Source organism: Microbacterium maritypicum (assembly GCF_041529975.1).
In the GTDB taxonomy this organism is placed as follows: domain Bacteria; phylum Actinomycetota; class Actinomycetes; order Actinomycetales; family Microbacteriaceae; genus Microbacterium.
Window position 1 is genome coordinate 215,268 of sequence record NZ_CP168030.1, and the last position, 22,952, is coordinate 238,219.

General features: G+C 69.3%; 20 protein-coding genes. 14 read left to right on the forward strand and 6 right to left on the reverse strand.

Annotated features, from left to right (window positions below):
• The first annotated feature begins 69 nt into the window (after positions 1-69).
• Positions 70-2,223 carry a peptidase C14 gene (locus tag ACCO44_RS01035; protein WP_372467894.1) on the forward strand — a complete coding sequence of 718 codons (2,154 nt, stop codon included), beginning with the start codon at positions 70-72 and terminating at the stop codon, positions 2,221-2,223.
• 291 nt (positions 2,224-2,514) lie between these two features.
• On the opposite strand, the gene ACCO44_RS01040 is transcribed toward ACCO44_RS01035, so the two are convergent.
• The 3 genes from ACCO44_RS01040 to ACCO44_RS01050 form a co-directional block, all read right to left on the reverse strand.
• Positions 2,515-3,957 (reverse strand): APC family permease, encoded by a 1,443-nt coding sequence (locus ACCO44_RS01040; protein ID WP_372467895.1) that lies wholly within the window; start codon positions 3,955-3,957, stop codon positions 2,515-2,517.
• A gap of 322 nt (positions 3,958-4,279) precedes the next feature.
• The gene (locus ACCO44_RS01045) at positions 4,280-5,122 is read right to left on the reverse strand and encodes an SDR family NAD(P)-dependent oxidoreductase (RefSeq protein WP_372467896.1); all 843 of its coding nucleotides are present in this window, start codon (positions 5,120-5,122) and stop codon (positions 4,280-4,282) included.
• An 8-nt stretch (positions 5,123-5,130) separates the two neighbouring features.
• Positions 5,131-5,844 (reverse strand): GntR family transcriptional regulator, encoded by a 714-nt coding sequence (locus tag ACCO44_RS01050; protein ID WP_372467897.1) that lies wholly within the window; start codon positions 5,842-5,844, stop codon positions 5,131-5,133.
• A gap of 168 nt (positions 5,845-6,012) precedes the next feature.
• Here ACCO44_RS01050 and ACCO44_RS01055 point away from each other — a divergent pair, with 168 nt between their 5' ends.
• Genes ACCO44_RS01055 through ACCO44_RS01090 form a run of 8 tightly spaced genes read left to right on the forward strand, consistent with a single transcriptional unit; the run spans position 6,013 to position 16,657 of the window.
• Positions 6,013-7,551 carry an ABC transporter substrate-binding protein gene (locus ACCO44_RS01055; protein ID WP_372467898.1) on the forward strand — a complete coding sequence of 513 codons (1,539 nt, stop codon included), beginning with the start codon at positions 6,013-6,015 and terminating at the stop codon, positions 7,549-7,551.
• A gap of 1 nt (position 7,552) precedes the next feature.
• Complete coding sequence (locus ACCO44_RS01060; protein ID WP_262003622.1) at positions 7,553-8,515, forward strand: ABC transporter permease; 963 nt, start codon at positions 7,553-7,555, stop codon at positions 8,513-8,515.
• The gene (locus ACCO44_RS01065; RefSeq protein ID WP_262003624.1) at positions 8,508-9,356 is read left to right on the forward strand and encodes an ABC transporter permease; all 849 of its coding nucleotides are present in this window, start codon (positions 8,508-8,510) and stop codon (positions 9,354-9,356) included. The genes ACCO44_RS01060 and ACCO44_RS01065 overlap by 8 nt, the downstream gene beginning before the upstream one ends.
• Positions 9,353-11,101: an ABC transporter ATP-binding protein gene (locus ACCO44_RS01070; RefSeq protein ID WP_262003627.1), complete on the forward strand. Its 1,749-nt coding sequence runs from the start codon at positions 9,353-9,355 to the stop codon at positions 11,099-11,101. Before ACCO44_RS01065 ends, ACCO44_RS01070 begins: the two co-directional genes overlap by 4 nt.
• Positions 11,102-11,114: 13 nt before the next feature.
• Positions 11,115-13,349: a DUF4148 domain-containing protein gene (locus tag ACCO44_RS01075; RefSeq protein ID WP_372467899.1), complete on the forward strand. Its 2,235-nt coding sequence runs from the start codon at positions 11,115-11,117 to the stop codon at positions 13,347-13,349.
• A gap of 34 nt (positions 13,350-13,383) precedes the next feature.
• The gene (locus ACCO44_RS01080) at positions 13,384-14,775 is read left to right on the forward strand and encodes a hypothetical protein (RefSeq protein ID WP_372467900.1); all 1,392 of its coding nucleotides are present in this window, start codon (positions 13,384-13,386) and stop codon (positions 14,773-14,775) included.
• A gap of 53 nt (positions 14,776-14,828) precedes the next feature.
• The gene (locus ACCO44_RS01085) at positions 14,829-15,584 is read left to right on the forward strand and encodes an SDR family NAD(P)-dependent oxidoreductase (protein ID WP_372467901.1); all 756 of its coding nucleotides are present in this window, start codon (positions 14,829-14,831) and stop codon (positions 15,582-15,584) included.
• A complete protein-coding gene (locus tag ACCO44_RS01090) occupies positions 15,581-16,657 on the forward strand; it encodes an enolase C-terminal domain-like protein (RefSeq protein WP_372467902.1) in 1,077 nt (358 codons plus the stop codon). Before ACCO44_RS01085 ends, ACCO44_RS01090 begins: the two co-directional genes overlap by 4 nt.
• Positions 16,658-16,787: 130 nt before the next feature.
• Here ACCO44_RS01090 and ACCO44_RS01095 read toward each other — a convergent pair whose 3' ends face one another.
• On the reverse strand, positions 16,788-17,603 hold the full coding sequence (locus tag ACCO44_RS01095; RefSeq protein ID WP_372469433.1) for a zinc-ribbon domain-containing protein: 816 nt from the start codon (positions 17,601-17,603) through the stop codon (positions 16,788-16,790).
• 118 nt (positions 17,604-17,721) lie between these two features.
• On the opposite strand from ACCO44_RS01095, the gene dinB reads away from it, so the two are divergent.
• From dinB to ACCO44_RS01110, 3 genes are all read left to right on the forward strand, one after another.
• On the forward strand, positions 17,722-18,918 hold the full coding sequence (dinB, locus tag ACCO44_RS01100) for a DNA polymerase IV (RefSeq protein ID WP_372467903.1): 1,197 nt from the start codon (positions 17,722-17,724) through the stop codon (positions 18,916-18,918).
• A 290-nt stretch (positions 18,919-19,208) separates the two neighbouring features.
• A complete protein-coding gene (locus ACCO44_RS01105) occupies positions 19,209-19,484 on the forward strand; it encodes a type II toxin-antitoxin system Phd/YefM family antitoxin (RefSeq protein WP_372467904.1) in 276 nt (91 codons plus the stop codon).
• Positions 19,484-19,759 (forward strand): type II toxin-antitoxin system RelE/ParE family toxin, encoded by a 276-nt coding sequence (locus ACCO44_RS01110; RefSeq protein WP_105712359.1) that lies wholly within the window; start codon positions 19,484-19,486, stop codon positions 19,757-19,759. The genes ACCO44_RS01105 and ACCO44_RS01110 overlap by 1 nt, the downstream gene beginning before the upstream one ends.
• A gap of 18 nt (positions 19,760-19,777) precedes the next feature.
• Here the strand turns inward: ACCO44_RS01110 and ACCO44_RS01115 are convergent, their stop codons facing one another.
• Together ACCO44_RS01115 and ACCO44_RS01120 are read right to left on the reverse strand one after the other, a co-directional pair.
• On the reverse strand, positions 19,778-20,143 hold the full coding sequence (locus ACCO44_RS01115; protein ID WP_262003642.1) for a nuclear transport factor 2 family protein: 366 nt from the start codon (positions 20,141-20,143) through the stop codon (positions 19,778-19,780).
• Positions 20,136-20,885 carry an SDR family NAD(P)-dependent oxidoreductase gene (locus ACCO44_RS01120; protein WP_372467905.1) on the reverse strand — a complete coding sequence of 250 codons (750 nt, stop codon included), beginning with the start codon at positions 20,883-20,885 and terminating at the stop codon, positions 20,136-20,138. The genes ACCO44_RS01115 and ACCO44_RS01120 overlap by 8 nt, the downstream gene beginning before the upstream one ends.
• Positions 20,886-20,961: 76 nt before the next feature.
• On the opposite strand from ACCO44_RS01120, the gene ACCO44_RS01125 reads away from it, so the two are divergent.
• Together ACCO44_RS01125 and ACCO44_RS01130 are read left to right on the forward strand one after the other, a co-directional pair.
• Positions 20,962-21,936 carry a C-terminal binding protein gene (locus tag ACCO44_RS01125; RefSeq protein ID WP_372467906.1) on the forward strand — a complete coding sequence of 325 codons (975 nt, stop codon included), beginning with the start codon at positions 20,962-20,964 and terminating at the stop codon, positions 21,934-21,936.
• A 13-nt stretch (positions 21,937-21,949) separates the two neighbouring features.
• Positions 21,950-22,804 (forward strand): fumarylacetoacetate hydrolase family protein, encoded by an 855-nt coding sequence (locus tag ACCO44_RS01130; protein WP_105712350.1) that lies wholly within the window; start codon positions 21,950-21,952, stop codon positions 22,802-22,804.
• Positions 22,805-22,952: the final 148 nt, after the last annotated feature.

Genomic DNA, 22,952 nt, shown 5'->3' on the forward strand with positions numbered 1-22,952 from the left:
CGGATGATGCGGCTCGGCCGGACGGCCGGACGCCTGACCGCGGTGATGACGCCGCACGGAAGGATCAGCATGACCCCGCAGGAGATGACCCAGACCGAAACCGCCGCGCTGCGCAGTCGGCGCATGCTGCTCGCCGGTTTCGGCGCTGCCGCGATCGGTGGAGTGGCCGCCGTCGGCATGCCCGCAGCCGCGCAAGCCGCCGGCCCCGTGGCACCGCAGAGCTCGTCGGGTTCGGCGAACGTCGCCAACGGCGGCACCGCGACCGAGCTCGCGAAGCGCAAGGGGAAAGACGGCGACCTCGTGCGCACGACCGGGTACGCGGCGGCCGGGGACGGCGGCGACGGGCTGTACCGCTTCGTGAAGAAGGATGCTCCGGCGGCGAACGGCGGCACCGTGCTCGCCGGTCCGAAGGGCGGTGCGTGGCTGCTCCTGCACGACGGCGTCGTCGACTTCCGCATGTTCGGTGTGATGAACGCGAAGGTGAATGCCGACGACGCGCTCGACGCGATGGTGAACGATGCGAGCATCCACCGCATCGAGGCCCACAGCGACCTGAACTTCGTGCGTCGCCACAAGTTCTCGCGGTCGCGCATCGCCTTCGACTTCGGCGGCCACCTCATGACGACGGTCGGCATCGAGAACGCCGGCAAGGACGACCCCTTCGCCGCGGTCATGTTCTTCCGCGGCGAGGTGACGGATGCCGTGCACGAGGCGCGACTGAACGAGGTGGTCCCCGACCTCGGCGACGTCTTCCCGGTCGCCGACTCCTCCTTCTTCGCGGTCGGTGACTGGTACGCCGCCGAGGTGAACGCGCTGTCGGGGCGGTGGGAGCGCGAGCTGCAGCGGCTCGTGCAGGTCACGCAGATCGTCGACGGCACGCACATCCGCATCAACTACAAGAACGGCTGGCCGCTCGGCAAGGACCGCACGATGACGTGGCGCCGGGTGGTGCCGGTGCAGGACGTCACCGTGTCGAACCTGAAGTTCCTCGGCACCGGGAAGGACGAGTACACGGGCTCGCACCCGCTCGCCTTCGAATACGCGGTGCGCTGCGACGTCGACCACATCGACGGGACCGGCACGTTCTGGCCGCTCATCCAGCGCCGCTGGAACACCTACTACTCGACCGTGAGCTGCACGCTCAAGAACCCCACCTCGGTCACCTGGGGCGGCGCCGGCTACCTGACGCAGCAGATCTACTGCCTGTACGGATACGTCGCCAACTGCCACACCGCCAACTCGCGGCACCTGAACGACTTCACCGCGAGCGCCTACTGCCTCGTCGAGAACTGCCACGGCGACGGCGACGACCAGGGCCCGTTCGTCACGCACGGCCAGTACGAGCACGACCTCACCTACACCGGCAACTCGGGGCTGATGACGTTCGCGAACTCCGGTGCGGCCTGGGGATCGGCGGCCAAGCGCATCACGGTGCGCAAGCACGTGTGCTCGTGGTTCGTCGCCCGCGTGCGCATCACCGACCTCACGCTGGAAGACGTGCAGGTGATCGGCAAGCCCTCGCTCGCCGGCTCCGGAATGCTGTGGATCAATGCCGACGGCGCCCAGCTGCGGGGGTGCACGGCATCCGACACGCTCGTGATCACGCAGGCGTCGGACAACTCCGGGCGCCCGACGGTGATCGCCGACTCGCACTTCACGTTCGTCGCTCCCGGCGAGCTCACCAATGCCACCGTGAAGACCCCGGTCACGTTCGTCGACACCGTGCTCGACCGGGTCGGCGGCATGAAGATCGCGGGCTCGGGTGCGGTCACGTTCCGCGGCTCGACCCTGAACGCGGCGGATGACGCGGCGCCGATCGTGTCGTCGTCGGCGCAGCTGCGATTCGAGGGGTCGACGCTGCGCAACGCCCGCATCGAGGCGGCGCGGGGTGAGCGCCAGGTGGTCGAGGTCGCGGGTTCGGATGTGTCGATCAAGGGCGGCACCGGTGTCTCGCGGACCGGAGACGGCGAGTTGCACCTGACGCTGTCCGACAGCAGTTTCCGCGCCGAGGGATCATCCACCCACGTCGCGGTCACGAAGGGGGCGACGCACTACCGCGCGGTCGGCAACCGCTTCGAGGGCGGTGCGCTCGAGCTGGCGGATGCCGCGTTCGGCGGCTCGTCGACCCTGCTGCACACCGGCAACGTGGAGTCGGGCGTCACCCGCACGGCCTTCCCCGCCGAGGGCGACCGCGTCGTCGACACCGCCAACCTCGTGGTCTGACCCGCCCGCGCGCACCCGTCCCGGTCGCCGAGTGCACGGGCTACTCGCGAGTGCACGGCTTCTCGACGTGAAGAAGCCGTGCACTCGGCGGGAGGTCGTGCACTCGGCGGCCGCGCAGCGCCCATAATTCGCGCCCGCACACCGCGGCCGCATCGCATGAAGGAGAACTCCCGTTATGAAGGAGGATCCGCTGATCCTGGTCCTTCATAACGGGAGTTCTCCTTCATAGCGGGCTGCGGGCTGCGGGCTGCGGGCTGCGGGCGACGGGCGACGGGCTGCGGCGACAGGGCGTCAGCGGCGGCGGCGGGGGCTGTCGGGGTTCATCAGCGAGTGGCGGCGGCCGTAGGCGAAGTAGACGACGAGTCCGATCACGAGCCAGACCCCGAAGCGCAGCCAGGTCTCCCAGTGCAGCTGCGAGATGAGGAACAGCGAGAAGGCGACGCCGACGATCGGCACCACCGGCATGAACGGCAGCCGGAAGGTGCGCGGCGCATCCGGCTTCGTGTACCGGAACACGACGACGGCGATGCATACGACGACGAACGCCGCCAGGATGCCGATGTTTGTCAGGTCGGCCACGGCACGGATGGGGAAGATCCCGGCGAAGAACGCGGAGCCGATGCCCGCGATCCAGGTCACCCGCTGGGGCACGCCGCGGCCGTCGACCTTCGAGAACCAGCCGGGGAGCAGCCCGTCCCGGCTCATCGAGAACCACACGCGGGTGGCGCCGAGCAGGAACGTGAGCATGACCGTGAGGATCGACAGCACCGCGAACACGGAGATGATCGAGGCGATGACGGGCAGCCCGACGCTCGAGAACGCCGAGGCGAAGCCGGCCTTCGGGTCGATGTCCTGGTAGTTCTGCATCCCGGTGAGCACCAACGTCGCGGCGACGTAGAGCAGCATCGCGATGATGAGCGACAGGATGATCGCCTTCGGCATGTGCTTGCGCCCGTCCTTCGCCTCCTCGGCGGCGGTGCTCATCGCGTCGTAGCCGAACACGGCGAAGAACACCGTCGCGGCCCCGGTGAAGACCGGGCCGAAGCCGGACGGCATGAACGGGGTGTAGTTGTCGGTATTGATGTAGAAGATGCCCAGGCCCACGATGAACAGGATCAGCAGGATCTTGATCCCGACCGCCACCAGCTCGAACCGGCCGAAGGTCTTGGTGCCGCGGCTGAGGAGGAAAGTCACGAGCAGGCAGATCAGGATCGCCGGGATGTTGACGACGCCGCCGGGCTGGTCGAACGTCTCGGTGACCGCGGTCGGCAGGTGGACGCCGAAGCCGGAGAGGAACGCATCGAGGTAGCCGGAGATCCCGATCGCGACGACGGCCACGATGGCCACGTACTCCAGGAGCAGATCCCAGCCGATGAACCATCCGGTGATCTCGCCGAGCGCGACGTAGCCGTAGCTGTACGCCGATCCGGCCCGGGGGATCATTCCCGCGAATTCGGCGTACGAGAGAGCGGCGGCCGCAGACGCCAGTCCGGCGATGAGGAACGAGATGACGACCGCGGGCCCGACACCGGGGTTCGTGGCATCGCCGTGCGCGACGAGGCCCGCGAGCGAGAAGATCCCGACGCCGACGATGCCGCCGACGCCGATCGCGGTGAGCTGCCACAACCCGAGGGATTTGAAGAGACCACTGCTCTCCGCCTCTTCGTTCAGGTCGCCGACCGGCTTGCGCCGCCAGACGGAATACGCCGGATTCTTCGGATTCGTGCGGGGCATCCTTGCCTCCCTGAATGGCCGCCCGGGTGCGGGCGGCGAGCGATGGCTGAGCTTTTGACCGGTAACACGTTACGCCCGCCTCGCCCCCCTCCTCAATCAGACTTCTGGCCAGGATCCTGCGCCCGGCGTGCGCCCACCTCTCGGCGCCCCTTTCCGCCACCGCCACCGCCACCGCCACCGCCACCGCCACCGCTGCCGCTGCCGCCACCGCTGCCGCTGCCGAGTGCACGGGTTGCTCGCGAGTGCACGGGGTGTTCGCGTGAGGGAGCCGTGCACTCGGCGGGAAGCCGTGCGCTCGGCGAAAGGGGGGAGAGGGAGGGGGTCAGGGGGACGGGATGCCGACGAGGGCGGCACTGCGCTGCCAGAGGGCCTCGGCGAGATCCGGGTCGTTCACCTGCGGGTTGACCTTCGTGGTGAGGGTGCGCTCGTCGTAGTACGCGCCGGAGATCCACGTCTCGCCGGGGGTGCCCTCGATGAACCAGCGCAGAGTGTCGCCGCCCTTGTCCGCCCCGATCAGCAGGAGGTGTTTGAGCGGCGTGCGGTAGAGCAGCCGCATGATGCTCGACGAGTCGGACGCGAAGTTCGTCTGCACGGTGCCGGGGTGGAACGCCACTGCGCTGAGTCCGTCGGCGTGGAACTTCGTGTGCAGGCTCTCCGCGAACAGCACGTTGGCGAGCTTCGCGTCGCCATAGGCCTTGTTCGGGCTGAAGCGGCGGGCGTTGTCGAGGTCGTCGACGTCGATGTGCCCGAAGAGGCGGTGCGCGATGCTCGAGGTGTTGATGACCGCGCCGCCGGATGCCAACAGCTGCGGCAGCAGCAGGTTCGTGAGCAGGAACGGCGCCAGGTGATTGACCTGCATCGTCTTCTCGAAGCCGTCGACGGTCGGGGTCTGATCCCCGAAGATGCCCCCGGCGTTGTTCGCCAGGACGTGGATGCCGTCGTCCCCGACGGCGTCCGTGATCTTCTGGGCGAGTGCTCGCACGTCGTCGAGGCGCGCGAAGTCGGCGGTGAACCAGTCCGATCCGGTCTCCTCCGCGACGGCGCGGGTCTTATCGACCGATCGGCCGACCAGGATGAGCCGGTTCGACGGTGAGGCGAGGTGGCGGGCGGCCGCCGCGCCGATCCCGTCAGATGCCCCGGTGAGGACGATCGTCTTCTGGGCCACGGGTCGCGTCACTCGGCCTCGGCCGAGGGCGTGATGCGCCGCACCGCGCGGGTGACGTGCTCGGCGATCACGGCCTGCGCCCGGTCGGGGTCGCCGCTCGCGATGGCATCGACGATCTGCTGGTGGCTGCGCACGTGCTCCTCGAGCTCGGCGGGGTCGAGCGCCGCGTTCGCGGCGTGCAGGAATCCGGTGATGCGTCCGCGCAGCTGACCACTCACCTCGTCGAGGAAGCGATGCTCGGCGAGGTCGGCGAGGGTCTCGTGGAACAGGCGGTCCTGGCGCAGCACCTCGTCGATGTCGCCGGGTGCCGCATCCGACATCGCCTGGATGATGGCTCCGAGGCGGGCGGCGGATTCCTCGTTCCAGCGCTCCTGCACCCGGATGGCCATGAACTGTTCGAGCACGATCCGCAGGCTCGAGATCTCCTCCAGGTCCTGCGCGCTCAGCTGCGCGACGCGGGCCCCGCGGCGGGGCTCGCGGGTGATGAGGCGCTCCTCGGCCAGGCGGGTCAGGGCCTCGCGCACCGGGATGTGACTCACACCGAGCCGGTCGGCGAGCTTGCGTTCGACGAGGCGCTCGCCGGGCGCGAGCTCTCCGGAGTGGATGGCAGCGCGCAACTCGTCCGTGACCTGTTCGGCGATGTTCTGATCCGAGACGCTGCGCACCGTGGCTCTCCTGTCTGTGCCGGAACCCGCGAGCCGTTCTCGGCCGAGTTCCTGCATCGACCGATGCTATGGCAAATTCACCGCCGTGGCGGGATACGGGTCCGGGTGGGCGTAACGAGAACGTAATCGCATTCGCTCGATTCGCACTAGACGCAGCCGGGGGTTTGCTACATGCTATAGCGAAACCCTTCCACCCGAATGCATCACCGACACTTGGAGGCACCCATGTCGCGTCGTCGTGTATTGCTCGGCGGAGCAGCGTTGCTCACCGCCGCGCTCCTCATCGCTGGCTGCAGCAGCACCCCCTCGACTCCTGACGGCCAGACGCAGGACGGCGGCACCTTGACCGTCGCCGCCGCTCAAGGCATCCCGCAGCTGAACCCCGCCATCCGCACCTTCGCCTGGGAGGAGGTGCTGTTCCCCCTGCTCTGGAACGGTCTGACCAAGACCGATGAGTCGGGCGAGATCGTCGGCGACCTCGCCGAGAAGTGGGAGGCGTCGCCGGACCAGAAGACCTGGACCTTCACCGTCCGGGACGGCGTCACGTTCTCGAACGGCGACGCCTTCACCGCCGAGGACGCCGTCGCATCGTTCGACTACTACCTCGACCCGGAGACCGCGACCCAGGAGAAGAACAAGATCGACATGGTCACGGACGTCACGGCGCCCGACGAGAAGACCGTCGTCATCACCCTCTCCGAGCCCATCGCGACCTTCGCGGCCGGCATCGTCTGGGTCAAGATGCTCGACGTCGATGCGCTCGCCACGATCGACAAGGAGCCGATCGGCACCGGCCCGTACATCGTCGATGCGTTCACGCCCGACGACAGCCTGACCCTCGTGCCGAACCCCGAGTACTTCGGTGAGGAGCCGGTCCTCGACGAGATCACGATCGTCAAGGCCGCAGAGTCCACGGCCGCGGTCACGGGGCTGCGCTCGGGCGACATCGACGTGCTGTGGTCCGTACCGCAGGGCGATGTGGCCGGGCTCGAAGGCGGCGGCGACATCGCGCTCGTCAAGCCTGACAACCCCAGCCAGTGGCCGTCGTGGGAAGTCGACACCCAGTCCGCGCCGTTCAACGATGTGCGCGCACGCCAGGCTCTCGCCTACGCGACCGACCGCGAAGCGATCCTCGAGGCGGCGTACTACGGGCAGGGCACGGTCTCACCCACGAACAACGCCCTCGGCGAGGTCAACCCGTGGTTCGGCGGCGACCTGACCGACTACTCGTACGACCTCGACAAGGCGAAGGAGCTGTTCGCCGAAGCGGGCATCACCGAGGGCAGCACGCTCACCTGGTGGGGTATCGCGGGGCAGTACCCGGAGTGGAACACGAGCGGTGAGATCCTGCAGGCGAGCCTGAAGGAGATCGGCATCACGCTGAAGATCGACAACAACGACATCGGCACCTGGGTGGACTCGTTCTACCCGGCGGGCAAGAGCTTCCCCGGTTACATCGTGCCGAACTTCCAGTCGACGCCGCCGGAGCCGGCCTATTCGCTGAACTTCTATCTCGAAGGCCGTTGCGAGTGCAACTGGGTCGACCCCGACTTCCAGACCGCGTTCGCGGATGCCGTGGCCGAGCCGGACGAGGCCGCCCGAGCCGAGAAGTGGGGCACGGTGCAGACGATCGTCAACGAGCAGGTCCCGCTGATCGTGCCGCTGCAGTCGACGGTCGTCACGGCGACGAGCACGAAGGTCGACGGCGTGTGGGTCGAGGGCGGCGGACAGCTGCACCTCGAGAACGCCCAGCTCAAGGGCTGACGTGGCTCTGTCCATCCTTCGGCGGGTGGCGATCAGCATCGCGATGCTGATCGCCACCTCGCTTCTCGTGTTCGTCGTCCTGCGGCTGCTGCCGGGCGACCCCGTCATCACGCGCCTCGGCTCGACCCCGGGTGTGGATGCCGAGATGCTCCAGCGCCTGCGCGAGGAGGCCGGCCTCGACGCTCCGATCATCGAGCAGTACCTGCGCTGGATCGGCGGCGTCTTCACCGGCGACTTCGGTCAGTCGTACTTCAACCAGTACTCGGTGTCGGAGCTCATCGCGCAGCGACTCCCGGCCACGCTCGAGCTCACGCTGATCGGCATCGTGCTCGCTGTCATCATCGCGACTCCAGCCGCCGTGATCGCGTCGCTGCGCCCACTCGGCGTGGTCGACCGCGCCCTCACCGCCATCTCGACCGCCGGCATGGCGTTGCCGCAGTTCCTGATCGGCATCGTGCTGATCGTGGTCTTCGCCGTGCAGCTCAAGGTCCTCCCCGCACGCGGCTACACGCCGTTCGGGGAGGACCCCGCAGACAACCTCGTGCGGATGATCCTCCCCGCCTTCACGCTCGCTTTCGCCGCTGCGCCACTGCTCATGCGGTTCCTGCGAGCGTCGATGGTCGAGGTGCTCGACGCTCCCTACATCCGCACCGCTCGCGGCAAGGGGCAGTCGGCCAGTGGTGTCGTGATCGGGCACGCGCTGCGCAATGCGCTGATCCCCGGTCTCACGATGCTCGGTCTCATCGTCGGGTACACCCTCGGCGGCGTCGTGATCGTGGAGTACGTGTTCGGCGTGCCGGGGCTCGGCTCGCTCGCGATCGACGCGGTCTTCAAGCGCGACTACGCGGTGCTGCAGTCGGTCGTGCTTCTGATCTCCGCGATGTTCATCCTCACCACGCTCATCGTCGACCTCCTCTACGGTGTGCTCGACCCGCGTCTTCGTGCTAGGAGCAGCCGTGGCTGACACCCTCACCCTCGCTCTGCGCTCGGCCCGCCCGCGTCGCCGTCTCGCGGTCGCGTCGTGGATTCCGCTCGCCCTCCTCGGCGTGATCGTGCTGGCCTGCGTGCTCGCACCGGTGATCGCGCCCTACGATCCCTCGGCGCAATCGCCCGACCGGTTCGCCGGTCCGTCAGCCGGGCACCTGTTCGGCACCGACGAGCTCGGGCGCGACCTGTTCAGCCGCGTGCTGTACGGCGGACAGCTGACGATCTTCATCGCCGGTGGTGCGACCCTGGTCGCCATGGTGCTCGGCATCGCGTGGGGGATGGCGGCCGCGTTCGCCCGCGGTGTGTGGGACGAGATCCTGATGCGTCTGGCCGACACGGTCATGGCGATCCCGCAGATCCTGTTCGCGCTCGTCTTCATCTCGGCGTTCGGCGCCGATCCGGTCAAACTGGCCGTGATCATCGGCATCCTGCTCACCCCCACCACCGCGCGCCTGGTGCGCTCCTCGGTGCTCAGTGAGCTGCAGGAGGACTACTTCACGGCCGCCGTCGCCTTCGGCTCGAAGCGCAGCCGACTGCTGTTCGCCGAGGTGCTGCCGAATGCCCGCGGGCCGATCGTGGTGCAGGCGGCCATCAACGCCGCGAACGCGATCCTCCTCGAGGCGTCGATGAGCTTCGTCGGCCTCGGCATCGCGCCGCCCGAAGCCACCTGGGGGACCCTCGTGCAGCAGGGCTACCAGAAGATGTACCAGTCGATCGGGTACGTGCTGTTCCCTGCGCTGTTCATCTTCGTCACCATCTGGCTGCTCAACGTGCTCGCCGATCAGTTCGGCGGCGATCGGAAGGGGAAGGGACGATGACCGATGCCACGCCCGTCCTGCAGGTGCAGGACCTCACCGTCTCCTACGGCGACGCCATGCCGGTCAAGGGCATCTCGTTCGCGGTGCGCCCCGGCGAGCGGATCGGGCTGGTCGGCGAGTCCGGCTCGGGAAAGTCGCTCACGGCGCTCTCGATCATGCGCCTCAACGACGGCGCGACGCTCGGCGGTAGCATCCGACTGCGCGATCGCGAGTTGCTCACTCTGAGCAAGCGCGAGATGACGAGGGTGCGCGGCGGCGAGATCGCCATGGTCTACCAGGACCCGATGTCGTCGCTCAACCCCGTGCGCACGATCGGGCACCAGCTCGTCGAGGCGATCCGGCTGCACGATCGGGTGCCGAAGGATGCGGCGCGGGCCAGGGCCGTAGAGCTGCTGACCGAGGTCGGTGTGCCGCTCCCCGAGGAGCGTCTTGCCCAGTACCCGCATGAATTCTCCGGTGGCATGCGGCAGCGCGTGATGATCGCGATGGCCATGTCGTCTCGGCCGGCCGTCCTGATCGCCGACGAACCGACCACTGCGCTCGACGTCACGACTCAGTCGCGCATCATCGACCTGCTCGACCGCTTGGCCGATGAGCACGGCACCGCTGTGGTGCTCATCACGCACGACCTCGGCGTCGCCGCCGGCTTCTGCGAGCGCATCCACGTGATGCGGCACGGGCGGGTGATCGAGGAGGCTCCGGTCGACACTCTCTACGCCGAGCCGGAGCATCCGTACACGAAGGCGCTGCTCGGAGCCGTGGTCGACCTCACGATCGATGTGCACGAGCCGATCCGTACCGCCGCCGAGGTTCTCGAACGCGGCACCGAGCCGGTCGTCGAGGCGGGCTCGATCAGCGCGGTCGACCGCGCTCGGGAGTCGGGAGACGTGCTGGTCGATGTGCAAAGCGTCTCCAAGGTGTTCACCCTCGGCTCCGGTCGACGGGTGACCGCGGTCGACGACGTGTCGTTCCAGATCCGCCGCGGTGAGACCGTGGGGCTCGTGGGCGAGTCGGGCTCGGGCAAGTCGACCGTGTCGAAAGCCGTGCTCGCGCTCGGCGGAATCGATGCCGGAGCCGTGGTGTTCGACGGGCATCGTCCGCATGAGATGCGCGGTGAGGAGCTGCGGAACCTGCGGCGGCGGATGCAGATGGTGTTCCAGGATCCGTTCTCCGCGCTGAACCGGCGGCAGACCGTGGCCCAGATCATCGAGGCGCCACTGCTCGCACACGGCATCGGCAACCGCGTGACCCGCGCCGAGAAGGTGCGCGAGGCCATGCATCGGGTGCGGCTGGACGAGGAGTTCACCCACCGGCTGCCGCGCTCGATGTCGGGCGGCCAATGCCAGCGCGTGTCGATCGCGCGCTCGCTCGTGCTGGAGCCCGAATTCCTCGTGCTCGACGAGTCGGTGTCGGCGCTCGACGTGTCGATCCAGGCGCAGGTGCTCAATCTGCTGCGGGAACTCCAGGCCGAGCTGGGGCTGACGTACCTCTTCATCAGTCACGACCTCGCCGTTATCCGGTACATGTCGTCGACGGTGGCCGTGATGCAGCAGGGGCGGATCGTGGAGATCGGCGCGCGCGACGCCCTGTTCGCCGCTCCGCAGCACGAGTACACGCGCGGCCTCATGGCCGCGATTCCCGTGGCCGACCCGGTGCTCGAGCGTCGGCGACGTGCCGAGGCTGCAGTGCTCTGGCAGGCCCAGGGTGCCGTGACGGGCGCGGTTCCCGCCCGAACCACCCGATGACGAAGGAGTTGTCATGACCGACCGACTGACCACCGTGGCGGATTCCCCCGCACCCGCGACATCGCCCGTGACCCCCGCCACGCAAGACACCGTGCGTTCCACGGGGCGACGCGCCCTCATGGCCGGATTCGGTGCGGTCGCGCTCGGCGCTGCCGGCTCCCTCGCCGTCGCGACACCCGCGCAGGCGGCCCCCGTCGCCATGGGTGCGAAAGACATCACCAGGGCGGAGACCGTCGCCGACCTGTCCCGCCTGCGTGCGCGGGCCGGCGAGGTGGCCATCGTCGCCGGCTACCGGACACCGGGCGACGCCGGGCTGCTCGTGTACGTGGGGTCCGACGCGGCGAAGATCAAGCCCAACGGCGGCACGGTGGTCGCCGGCACGCGCGGCACCACCTGGCTGCTGCAGCATGACGGCACGCTCGACTTCCGGGTCTTCGGCATCACGGGGCCCGAGACGGCGGCCGATGATGCGCTCGCCGCGATGGTGAACGATCCCCGCATCCGGCGGATCGAAGCGCACACGGATCTGCTGTTCCAGAAGCGGCATCGCTTCACGCGCTCCCATCTCGAGATCGACTTCGGCGGGCATGTCATCGCGACCGAGGGCATCGAGCCGAACACCCACGACAACCCGTTCGGCGCCGTGATGTTCTTCACCGGGGTGTCCCGAGACGTCGTCGTCGAGCATCAGCTGGCCGAGGCCTGGCCTGAGCTGACGGATGCGGTCGCCGTCCCCGATGCGGCGAAGTTCCCGGTCGACACCTGGTGGGCGGTGCAGTGCGACACGGTCGCCGGGGGCGGCGCCGATGAGCGCGAGCTCCAGCGGTTCGTCCAGGTGACGCAGCAGATCGACGGACAGCACATCCGGATCAACTACCTCAACGGCTGGCCGCTGGACAAGGGCCGCACGCTCACCTGGCGGCAGATGGCTCCCGTCGAAGGGGTGCGCATCTCGAACATGCGGTTCCTCGGCGCCGGGCCCTTCGACGGACCCACCGACGGCTCGTTCCCCGACGCCCGCGAGCTGACCGGCTCGCACCCGATCGCCTTCGAGTACGCGATCGGATGCGATGTCGCCGATGTGCACGCCAGTCGCACCTGGTGGCCCGTCGTGATGCGGCGGTGGAACACCCACTTCACGACCGAACGCTGCTCGGTCGAGAACCCGCCCACGGTGTTCTACGGCGGCGCGGGGTATCTCACACAGCAGATCTACTGCCTCTACGGGCGGGTGAGCGACTGCACGTCGTCGAACGCGCGGCACCTCAACGACCTGACCGCCAGTGCCTACTGCCTCGTCGAGAACTGCCATGGTGACGGCGACGATCAGGGCGGCAACCCGTTCACCACCCACGGTCAGTACGAGCACGACCTCACCTTCATCGGCAACTCGGGGCTCATGGACATCGCCAACTCCGGTGCGCAGTGGGGTACCTCCGCCAAGCGCATCACGGTGCGCGATCACGTCTGCTCATGGTTCGTCGCCGGCACGAAGATCAGCGACCTGACGCTGGAGAACGTGCGCGTGATCGGGCGGTCGACCTTCGACCCGCAGGCGACCATGACGATCAACGCCGACGGTGCCCAGGTTCGCGGCTGCACGGCCGGGCTGCTCGCCATCGGGCAGCGGTCGGCCCGATCGTCGCGGCCGACGACGATCGAGGACAGCACCTTCGCGCTCCCGAAAGACCAGGTGCTCATCCAGACCCCGGTCACGGTTCCCGTCAGCTTCGTGCGCTGCACGATCACCGGAATCGACGGGGCGAAGGCGCGCGGTTCCGGACCCGTCGAGTTCGTCGACTGCCGGTTGAGCGGCCCGGCGAAGGGCGCGCCCGCCGAGATCGGTGCGTCGAGGGTCACCATCCGGGGCGGCTCGGTGCGCGATGCCGTGCTCTCCGCGACCGCCGTGCGCGACCAGGCCATCGCGCTGGAGGGCGTCGAGCTCAGCACCGAGCGCGCGGAGGGCGCCATGCTGTCCCGAGCCGCCGGATCGGGGGTCATCACCTGGCGTCTGAGCGGCCTGACCTCGACGGCGCCGAAGGGCGTGGCACATGTCGACATCGGAACGGGCGTCAATCACGCGCGCGTCACCGGCAGCCAGTTCGTCGGAGGGCGGATGCGGTTGACCGACGGCTTCTCGGAGCCTTCCACACTGCTCTACAGCGACAACGTCGAGCGCGGTGTCGAGAAGGATGCTCCCGAGGCCGGAGACCGGGTGCTGATCGCCGACGTGCTGACGAGCGCGTGACCGACGGCATCATGGACAGCATGGAGGACCTCTCGTGAACGACACGGCATCGCCCGCCCATCTCGGCGATCGCATCCGCATCCCCCGTACACGCGCGCGCATCGGCGTCGCCCGGCGCGACGTCACGCCGCCCGTCGGCATCCGAGCGAAGAACTGGGGTCCCGCCGACTGGGAGCGCTCCGAGGGGGCGCACCGCCCGTTCGAGTTGACCGCGCTCGCCGTGATCGCGGGCGACGAGCGGCCGAGGCTGCTGCTCGCGGTCGACGGCACGTGGTGGCGTCGCGCGGCCGACGAGCAGGGTGTCCGCGGGGCGATCCTCGATGGCCTCGGACTCGACCCCGATCAGCTGATGCTGTCGCTCTCGCACACGCATGCCGGCGCGGTGCTCTGCGCGGCCGACGCGCACCTGCCCGGCGGAGAGCTGATCCCGGGGTACCTCGAGGCGCTCGCCGCCGCGGGCATCGCCGCCGGACGCGAGGCGCTCGACGGGGCGGTCCCCGGACTCATCGAGTGGACGACCGGCCGCTGCACACTGGCCGCCGATCGCGAGCTCGACGTCGACGGGCGTGCGCTCGTGGGCTTCAACCCCGCCGGCACCGCCGATGACACCGTCATGATCGGCCGCCTCAGCGTCGACGGTGTCGTGCGCGGCACGCTCGTGAACTACGCCTGCCACCCGACCACGCTCGCCTGGCAGAGCCGTGAGGTGTCGCCGGACTACGTCGGCGCGATGCGCGAGATCGTCGAGGCGGCCACGGATGCACCGTGCCTGTTCGTGCAGGGCGCCTCGGGCGAGCTGGCCCCTCGCGAGCAGTACACCGGCGATGTCTCGGTCGCCGACCGCCACGGACGCTCGCTCGGGCACGCGGTGCTCGCGGCCCTCGATTCGCTGCCGGCGCCGGGGGAGGAACTGACGCTCGAGGGCGTCGTGGAGTCGGGAGCGCCGCTGGCGATCTGGGCGGGAGTGGTGGCTCTCGGCGGGGAGGGCGCGGCCGGTTCGGTGACGTCGGTCGAGCTGCCGCTGCGTGACCTGCCGACGCTGGACGAGCTCGCCGAGGAGTGGAAGGACATCGACCCCCGCTCGCGTGAGGAGCGTCTCGGCCGCGCGCGCAACCTGCGTGACGGGTACATCGACGGGCCGACGGTGCAGCATCCGGTCTGGGCCTGGCGGCTCGGGGATGCGGTGATCGTGGGGCACCCGGGCGAGGCGTACTCGCGCTTGCAGACCGCGTTGCGGGCACGGTTCCCCGAGACGCCGATCGTCGTGATGAACCTCACGAACGGCCCCGGCTTCGTGTACCTGCCGACGCGCGACGCGTATGACCGCGGGGCGTATCAGGCGTGGCAGACGCCGCTGGCTCCCGGCGCGCTCGACCTGCTCGAGGAGCATGTCGCGGCGGTCGTCGCGGATCTGCTCGACCGCTGAGTCGCCCGGCCACTACACTTGCTATAGCAAATCTCGAACCCCTGAGGAGAGCAATGACCGCGCCCGTCGCCATCGTCACCGGAGGATCCGCCGGCATCGGCTGGGAGATCGGCCAGCGCCTCGCCGCCGACGGCTACACGGTCGTCGCCGCGGACCGCGTGCCCGGACTCACCGCGGGAGAGAACCCCGCCGGCATCCTGTGGCGCGAGCTCGACGTGACCGACCACGCCGGCGTCGACCGGGTGTTCGGCGAGATCGAGGCCGAGCTCGGACCCATCGAGGTGCTCGTCAACAACGCCGGCATCCAGCGCCACCGCGGCATCGAAGACCTCAGCTGGGACGAATGGTCGGCCGTGGTCGACGTGAACCTGCACGGCGTCTTCTCGGCGTTGCAGGCCGCAGGGAAGCGGATGCTGGAGCGCGGCGACGGCCGCATCGTGAACATCTCGTCCATCTCGTCGCGGGGGTCGGCGGGGCGTGCGCCTTACGCCACGACCAAGGCGGCGGTGATCGGCCTCACCTCGACCGCCGGTGCCGAGTGGGCCTCGCGCGGCGTGCGGGTCAATGCAGTCGCGCCCGGCTACGTCGACACGGGCGTGTTCCGGCAGGGCGTCGAGGCGGGCACACTCAGCCTCGACACGATCCTGTCGCGCATCCCCGCGAAGCGCCTGGGCGACGCGAGCGAGATCGCCGCGGCCGTCAGCTTCCTCGTCTCCGACCAGTCCCGTTACATGAACGGCCAGACCCTCTACGTCGACGGCGGCTTCATGGTCGACTACGGCGTACCCCTGGCGAAGAAGCCCGAATGAGCACGATCGAGCGCATCGATACGGCCACGGCCGCGCTGCCCCTTCCCGCGCCCTTGCAGTTGGGCGCGATGACCGTGACGCGCCGCGAGTACAGCGCGGTGCAGGCGTTCGCCGACGACGGCACGACCGGCGTCGCGTACTGCCTGTCGCGCGAGGCGCCGATGGCCGAGATCGTCGACCGGCTCGTCGCGGCGCATGCGGTCGGTGCGGATGCCGACGACCCGACATCGACCTGGGATCGGATGCTGCGCGGTAGTGCCATCGTCGGACGAGTGGGGCTCGTGCGGCGGGCCATAGGCCTCGTCGACATCGCGCTGTGGGACATCGCAGCCCAGCGTGCGGATGTGCCGCTGTGGAAGCTGCTCGGCACCGGAGACGCGCCGCGGGACTCGATCCTCGTCGCCGCATATCCCTCGCCTGACCGGGCTCCGCGCGAGGTCGCCGACGAGGTTCTCGCGCAGGCAGACGGCTGGACGCACGTGAAGATCTCCCGCATTCCCGATCCGGCATATATGCGCGAACTGCTCGCCCTGCTCAACGCCGAGCTGCCCTCCGCGACCGGTCTGATCGTCGACGTCGGCTTCGGCTGGCCGGATGCCGATGCCGCCCTGGCCGAGATCGCGCAGTGGGGCGACCCGCAGCTGGCCTGGCTCGAAGACCCGCTGCTCCCCGAAGACGCCGCAGGTGTCGCGCGCATCCGCCGGGAATCGGGACTTGCCGTCTCGGTCGGCGACGAGGTCACCGACCCCGCCGTGCTGAAGGCTCTGGTCGAGGTCGGCGGGGTCGAAGCGCTGCGGCTCGATGTGGTCGCGATCGGTGGTGTGACCCCGGCGCGCGAGCTGATCGGATGGGCGGCCGAGCGGGGCGTGCCCGTCTCGGGGCATGTCTATCCCGAGGTCACCGCGCACCTCGGCATCGGCGTCGAGACCTTCGCGCGGGGCGTCAACCCCTACGACCCGGCGCCGTCGTTCGTGCTCGGCGGTCCGTCGTTCGAGGGGCGGATCCGGCCGACGGATGCCGTGGGCCTCGGGTTCGCGCTCGATCCCGGCGTGTTCCGGTTCGGGAAGGACTGAGGCGGCGACTTCCGGCAGTCGCGTCGCGCGTTCTGAAGGAGAAGTCGCGGAATGAAGGACGCTTCGCGCTGTGGGCTCCTTCATTTCAGGAGTTCTCCTTCGCGGCGGTGGCCGGGAGCGCGGCAACGTCTCACCTGAGGTACGCATCCACGAGCAGCGCACCGCGGATCGCCCGCAGCTCGTCGAGGATGCGCGCGATGCTCTTGGCGCTCACCGACGAGAGCGCGAGGTCGTGCGGACCGAGAGGCTCGAGCTTCCCGGTCCGGATGCGGATGACCTCCCAGCCGGCGGCACGGAGGGCGCGGTCCTTGCGCAGATCGGCATCCTGTCGCTTGCCGACGTGCTCCAGGCCATGACGGCCGACCGTGTCGTACTCGAGCGCGACGCGCAGTTCCGGGAACACGATGTCGGGCCAGACCTCCGTGTGGCGGAAGAACGGGCGCGACACCTTCACCGCGTTCACCGCCGCGTCGAACTCGATCCGCGCTCCGAGCTCTGCCCGTAGGCGTCCTTCCACCGCGGATGCCGGGCGCGGAGCGCAGGCGCTCACGAACGCGGTTCCGGCGGGCAGGTCGGGCGTCTTGGTGCAGAGCGCGGGCGCGGGGCGACGGGGTTTGCGCGGGAGGGCGCGTGCCTCGCCGAGCACGACCGGTTGCGGACGGGCGAGGGCGGAGCACTCGGGACACCACGCGGAGCGGCGCCGCACCTGGCCCGGTCGCTCGCGCTGCTCGGTCGGGGTGGCGGCGAACCGGTGTCCGACCGGGCACTCCCAACAGAGCAGCACATCGGCCGCGAGCGGGACCTGCGACAGCGCGATGCCGTGGTTGAGCTCGGGGTGGTACTGCCGGATCAGCTCCGGGTATGCCGCCCATCCGGCGCGGTATGTGCCCACCTCATACGGAACGGCGCGACCGCGGGAGAACTGCCGTCGCGCCCACCACTGCATCACCGGTTCCGGCACGCGCCGACGATAACCGCGAGCACGGACATCAGGCCGCCCTCGTTCGATCCCGAGCCGGATGTCCCCGGTCCGTGCGACGATCCGCACGTCGACGGGAGAACGGATGCGCGGGGAAGCCACGGTGCTGCACGCCGACCTCGATGCGTTCTACGCGTCGGTCGAGCAGCGCGACGCCCCGGAACTGCGGGGTCGACCGGTCATCGTGGGCGGCGGGGTCGTGTTGGCAGCGAGTTACGAGGCGAAGGCGCGCGGCGTCCGCACGGCCATGGGCGGCCGGCAAGCGCGCGAACTCTGCCCGGATGCCGTCGTCGTCCCGCCGCGAATGGACGCCTACTCCGCCGCGAGCAAAGATGTGTTCGCGATCTTCCGCGACACCACGCCGCTCGTCGAAGGGCTCTCGATCGACGAGGCGTTCCTCGAGGTCGGGGGGTTGCGACGCATCGCCGGCACCCCGGAGCAGATCGCGGCACGGTTGCGGGAACGCGTGCGGACGGAGGCCGGCCTGGCGATCTCGGTCGGGGTCGCACGCACCAAGTTCCTCGCCAAGGTCGCCAGCGCCGTGAGCAAGCCCGACGGACTGCTGGTCGTGGAACCCGAGCGCGAGGAGGAGTTCCTGCTTCCCCTGCCGGTCGAACGGTTGTGGGGTGTGGGGGCCGTGACGGCCGAGAAGCTGCACCGGTACGGCATCCGCACCGTCGGTGAGCTCGCCGAGCTCGAGGCCGCGACGGCGGAGAGGATGCTGGGCAAGGCGACGGGTGCCCACGTGCATGCCCTGGCTCGGCTGCGGGATCCGCGACCGGTCGACGCCACACGGCGGCGGGGATCCATCGGCTCGCAGCGGGCGCTCGGCAGCCGTCCGCGATCCGCGGAGGAGCTCGACCTCATCCTCACCCAGATCGTCGACCGGCTCGGGCGGCGACTCCGGGACGGCGACCGCGTCTGCCGCACCGTCGTGCTCCGTCTGCGGTTCGGTGACTTCACGAAGGCCACGCGCTCCCGCTCGCTCCGCGCACCCACCGATCGCACCGCCATCGTGCTCACTGTGGCCCGCATCCTGCTCGCCGCGGCGCAGGCCGAGATCTCGGCGCGCGGCATCACCCTGATCGGCATCTCGCTGTCGCAGCTCGACCGCGCCGGGAACGTGCAGCCCGAGCTGCCGATCGACTGGGGTGATGAGGCGCGACTCGACTCGGTGCTCGACACCCTGCGCGATCGCTACGGCTCGACCTCGGTAGCGCGGGCGGCGCAGCTGGGCCGTGATCCTGGGTGGTCGTCGCCGACCCTGCCCGAGCACGAGTGACCCGGGCGCGCGTGTGTGCTGACGTTGCGACCGCGTGTGCTGAAGCTGTGACCACGCGTGCTGCAGCTGCGCCCGCGCGTCTTGAAGGAGATCGCACGGTATGAAGGAGAAACCACGACATGAAGGAGCGTTCTCGCGGAAGGCTCCTTCATTCTGGGAGATCTCCTTCATGCCGAGAGGGCCGCCCCCGCAGCCCAGCCCCATCGTTGGGACAAGCGGGTTCTCGCGCGGAGGAGCAAGCTGTGGACAGAATATTGGCCTATGAACTGGCCTGACTTTAGGCTAGATTTATGGACGTGCAGACGATCTCGGTCAGCGAGGCGAAGGACAGGTTCTCGCAGTTGGTGGAAGCAGTGGACACCACGCACGAGGCGGTGACCATCACGCGCCACGGGCGACCCGCCGTCGTCATGTTGAGCGTCGATGATCTCGAAGCACTGCAGGCCACTCTCGCGCTGCTGCAGGATCCGCAGCACGCCGAAGAGGTGGCGGAGGCAGATGCAGATATCGCTGCGGGTCGCACGTTGAGCCTCGCAGAAGTGCGAGAGCAGCTGGCTCGCCGGTGATGCCGGAGCCCTACGACATCCAGCTCACCGGCCCCGCTGTTCGCGCACTGCATCGTCTGGAACCCAAGCTCGCCGACGCGGTGCTCCGGTTCCTCGAAGGTCCGCTCGCCGAGAATCCGCTGCGCACGACCAAGGCGCTCGGCGCTGAGCTCGAAGGGCAGCGCAGCGGCTACATCGGTATCGCGTATCGTGTCGTCGTTCGCGTCGATGAGGACGCGCGTACCGTGTACGTGCTGCGCATCGCCCACCGCTCGGACGTCTACCGCCGAAAGTGACGCCGCGTCCTGCGCGCTTCAGGCCTTGAGCATCGAGGCGCGGGAGATCAGTCCGTCGACCACGTCGAAGGTGGCGATGGTCTCGGTCGCGACGCCCGCGTTGATGACCTGCTCCTGCGCGACGACCCAGCGGGTGCCGAACAGCACGCTCGTCTCGATCACGCACGACAGCTCGGGGTTCTGCAGCCGCGGCTCGTAGAACGCGCGGATCGCGGCCGAGCCCGCCACCGGTTCGGGAGCGACGCCGGTGATCACGGCATCCGCGGCGTACGTCGCGACGAAGGCGTCGAGGTCGTGCGCGTTGAACGCGTCGAGCTGCGCCTGGACGGTATCAGCGGCGGAGCGGGATGCGGCGGAACGGTCGGCGGCAGCGTGGTCAGTCAATGCGAACGCCTCCGTTGACGTCGTAGGTGGCGCCGGTGATGAAGCGGGCGCGCTCCGACGCGAGCGAGGTGATGATCCAGGCGACGTCCTCGGGCTGGCCGAACGCGCCGAGGGGGATGCCGGCTTCGAGCTTCTCGCGGCCCGCCCCCTGCAGCTGGTCGGTGATCGCGCTCTTGACCGGGCCCGGGGTGACCGCATTCACGCGGATGCCCTCCGCTGCGAGGTGTCGGGCGAAGCTGCGCGTGACCGCGAGGATCGCCCCCTTGCTGGCGGCGTAGTGGATGCCGGTCTGCAGCGCGCCGACCTGCCCGGCGATCGACGCGATGTTGATCACGGAGCGATCTCCCTCGGCGGCCCGGAGCAGAGGAAGCGCACCGCGGGTGAGGAAGAACGTGCCGCGGGCGTTGGTCTCGAGGACCATGTCCCACTCGTCGAAGTCGATGTCGTCGTAGGCGGTGTACGGGCACACGCCGCCGTTGTTGATGAGCACATGCAGCGAGCCCCAGGCATCCGTGAGCTCGCCGACCAGCGCGTCGATCGAGTCGCGCTCGCGCAGGTCCAGGCGCGAGACGTGCACCTCGGGGGCGCCTGCCGCCCGGCACTCCTCAGCGACGCGGAGGGCTTCGGCTTTCCGTCCGGCGTACGTGATCCAGAGGGCGGTGCCCTCGCGGGCGAGGTCGAGGGCGGCGGCGGTTCCGATACCGGAACTGGCCCCCGTGATCAGAGCGCGGCGGGTAGTCATGCGTCCGATGCTATAGCAAATGACAGCAAATGGTAGTGCTGTGCGGACATCTGCTAGATGCTATAGCATCGCTCTCATGACTGCGCCCTTCATCCTCGTCAGTGACTGCGACCTGCCGGGAACCGTCATCGAGGACACCCTCCGGCAGGCCGGGCTGCGCGCAGAACGCGCCGCATCGGGCAGCCTCGACGACATCGCCGCCGCCGGCTCCGACGCCGAAGGGCTCGTCGTGCAGTGGGCGCAGATCACCGGTGAGGTGATGGACCGGATGCCGAACCTGCGCATCATCAGCCGCGTGGGCATCGGCTACGACATGGTCGACGTCGAGGCGGCCACCGCCCGCGGGATCGCCGTCGCGAACACCCCGAGCTACTGCATCGAAGAGGTCGCCGCGCACACCATCGCGATGATCATGACGCAGGCCCGCGGCCTCCCCGCCTACGATCGCGCCGTGCGCGCCGGCACCTGGAAGGCCGTCGATGCCCGCCCGCTCGCCGTGCGCCCCTCGGCCACCACCGTCTCGGTGCTCGGCTTCGGTCGCATCGGGTCGATGGTCGCCCGCGGATGCCGAGCGCTGGGTTTCCGGGTGCTCGTCGCCGACCCCTACGCCCCCGCCGACGCCGTGCGCGATGCCGGGTGCGAGCCTGTCGAGATCCCGGATGCCGTGGCCCAGGCCGACATCCTCACCCTCCATGTGCCGCTCACCGACGAGACCCGGCACCTGGTCGATGCCGCGGCCATCGCGACGATGAAGCCCGGCGCTGTCGTGGTGAACACGTGCCGCGGCCCGCTCATCGACGAGGATGCGCTCGCCGCCTCGCTGCGTGACGGGCATCTGGGCGCCGCCGCCCTCGACGTGTTCGCCGGGGAGCCCCTCGCCGCCGACTCCCCGCTGCGCGACCTCGAACAGGTGCTCCTGACCCCGCACGCCGCCTGGTTCTCGCCCGAGGCCCTGGCGGATCTGCCCGTGCACGCGGCCGAGAACATCATCCGGTATCTCGCCGGTGACTCCGTGCCGATCGTCAACCCGACCTACGCCGCCGCGCGCTGACCGAAGGATCATCATGGAACTGCTGCGACTGGGCCCGGTCGGCCACGAACGCCCGTACGTCCGCGAGGGCGGCGTCGTCTACGACCTGGCACCCCTCACCGCCGACATCGACGGCGCCTTCCTCGCGTCCGACGGCATCGCCCGGGTGCGCGCGGCACTGAGCGGCGGCGAGCTGTCCACGGCCGACGTCGACGGACTGCGCATCGGCGCCCCGGTCGCGCGTCCGACCGCGGTGGTCTGCATCGGTCAGAACTACGCCGCGCACGCGGCCGAGTCGGGGTCGCTGCCGCCCGAGCATCCGGTGATCTTCTTCAAGCATCCGAACACCGTCGTCGGCCCGGACGACGTCGTGCTGCTGCCGCCGGGCGCCGAGAAGGTCGACTGGGAGGTCGAGCTGGCGATCGTGATCGGCAAGACCGCCCGCTACCTGTCGTCGCCGGAGGCCGCGCGCGAGGTGATCGCCGGGTACACGATCTCTAACGACGTGTCGGAGCGGGCGTACCAGCTCGACGTGTCGGGTGGACAGTGGTCGAAGGGCAAGTGCTCCGAGACGTTCAACCCGCTCGGGCCCGCGCTCGTGCCCGCCGACGAGGTCGACCCGCAGGCGCTGCGGCTGCGCTCCTTCGTGAACGGCGAACCGCGTCAGGACTCCTCGACAGCCGACATGATCTTCCCCGTGCTGCAGATCGTGCACGAGTTGAGCCAGTACCTGGTGCTCGAGCCGGGCGACGTGATCAACACCGGAACTCCGCAGGGCGTCGCGCTCTCCGGACGCTTCCCGTACCTGCAGGACGGCGACGAGATGACGATCGAGATCGAAGGTCTCGGCCGACAGCACCAGCGCACCGAGCGGGTGCACCTGGGCTGACACGCCCTCTCGCGCCCGGCGGCCTGTGTCCGGGGCACGGTTCCTTTTGCTGAGTGCACCGTGCCTCGGGCAGAGGCCGTCGGTCGTCTCCACCGTCGCATTCACTCTGGACTCATTCCTTCACCCGAAGCTACGTTCCGTCTCAGAC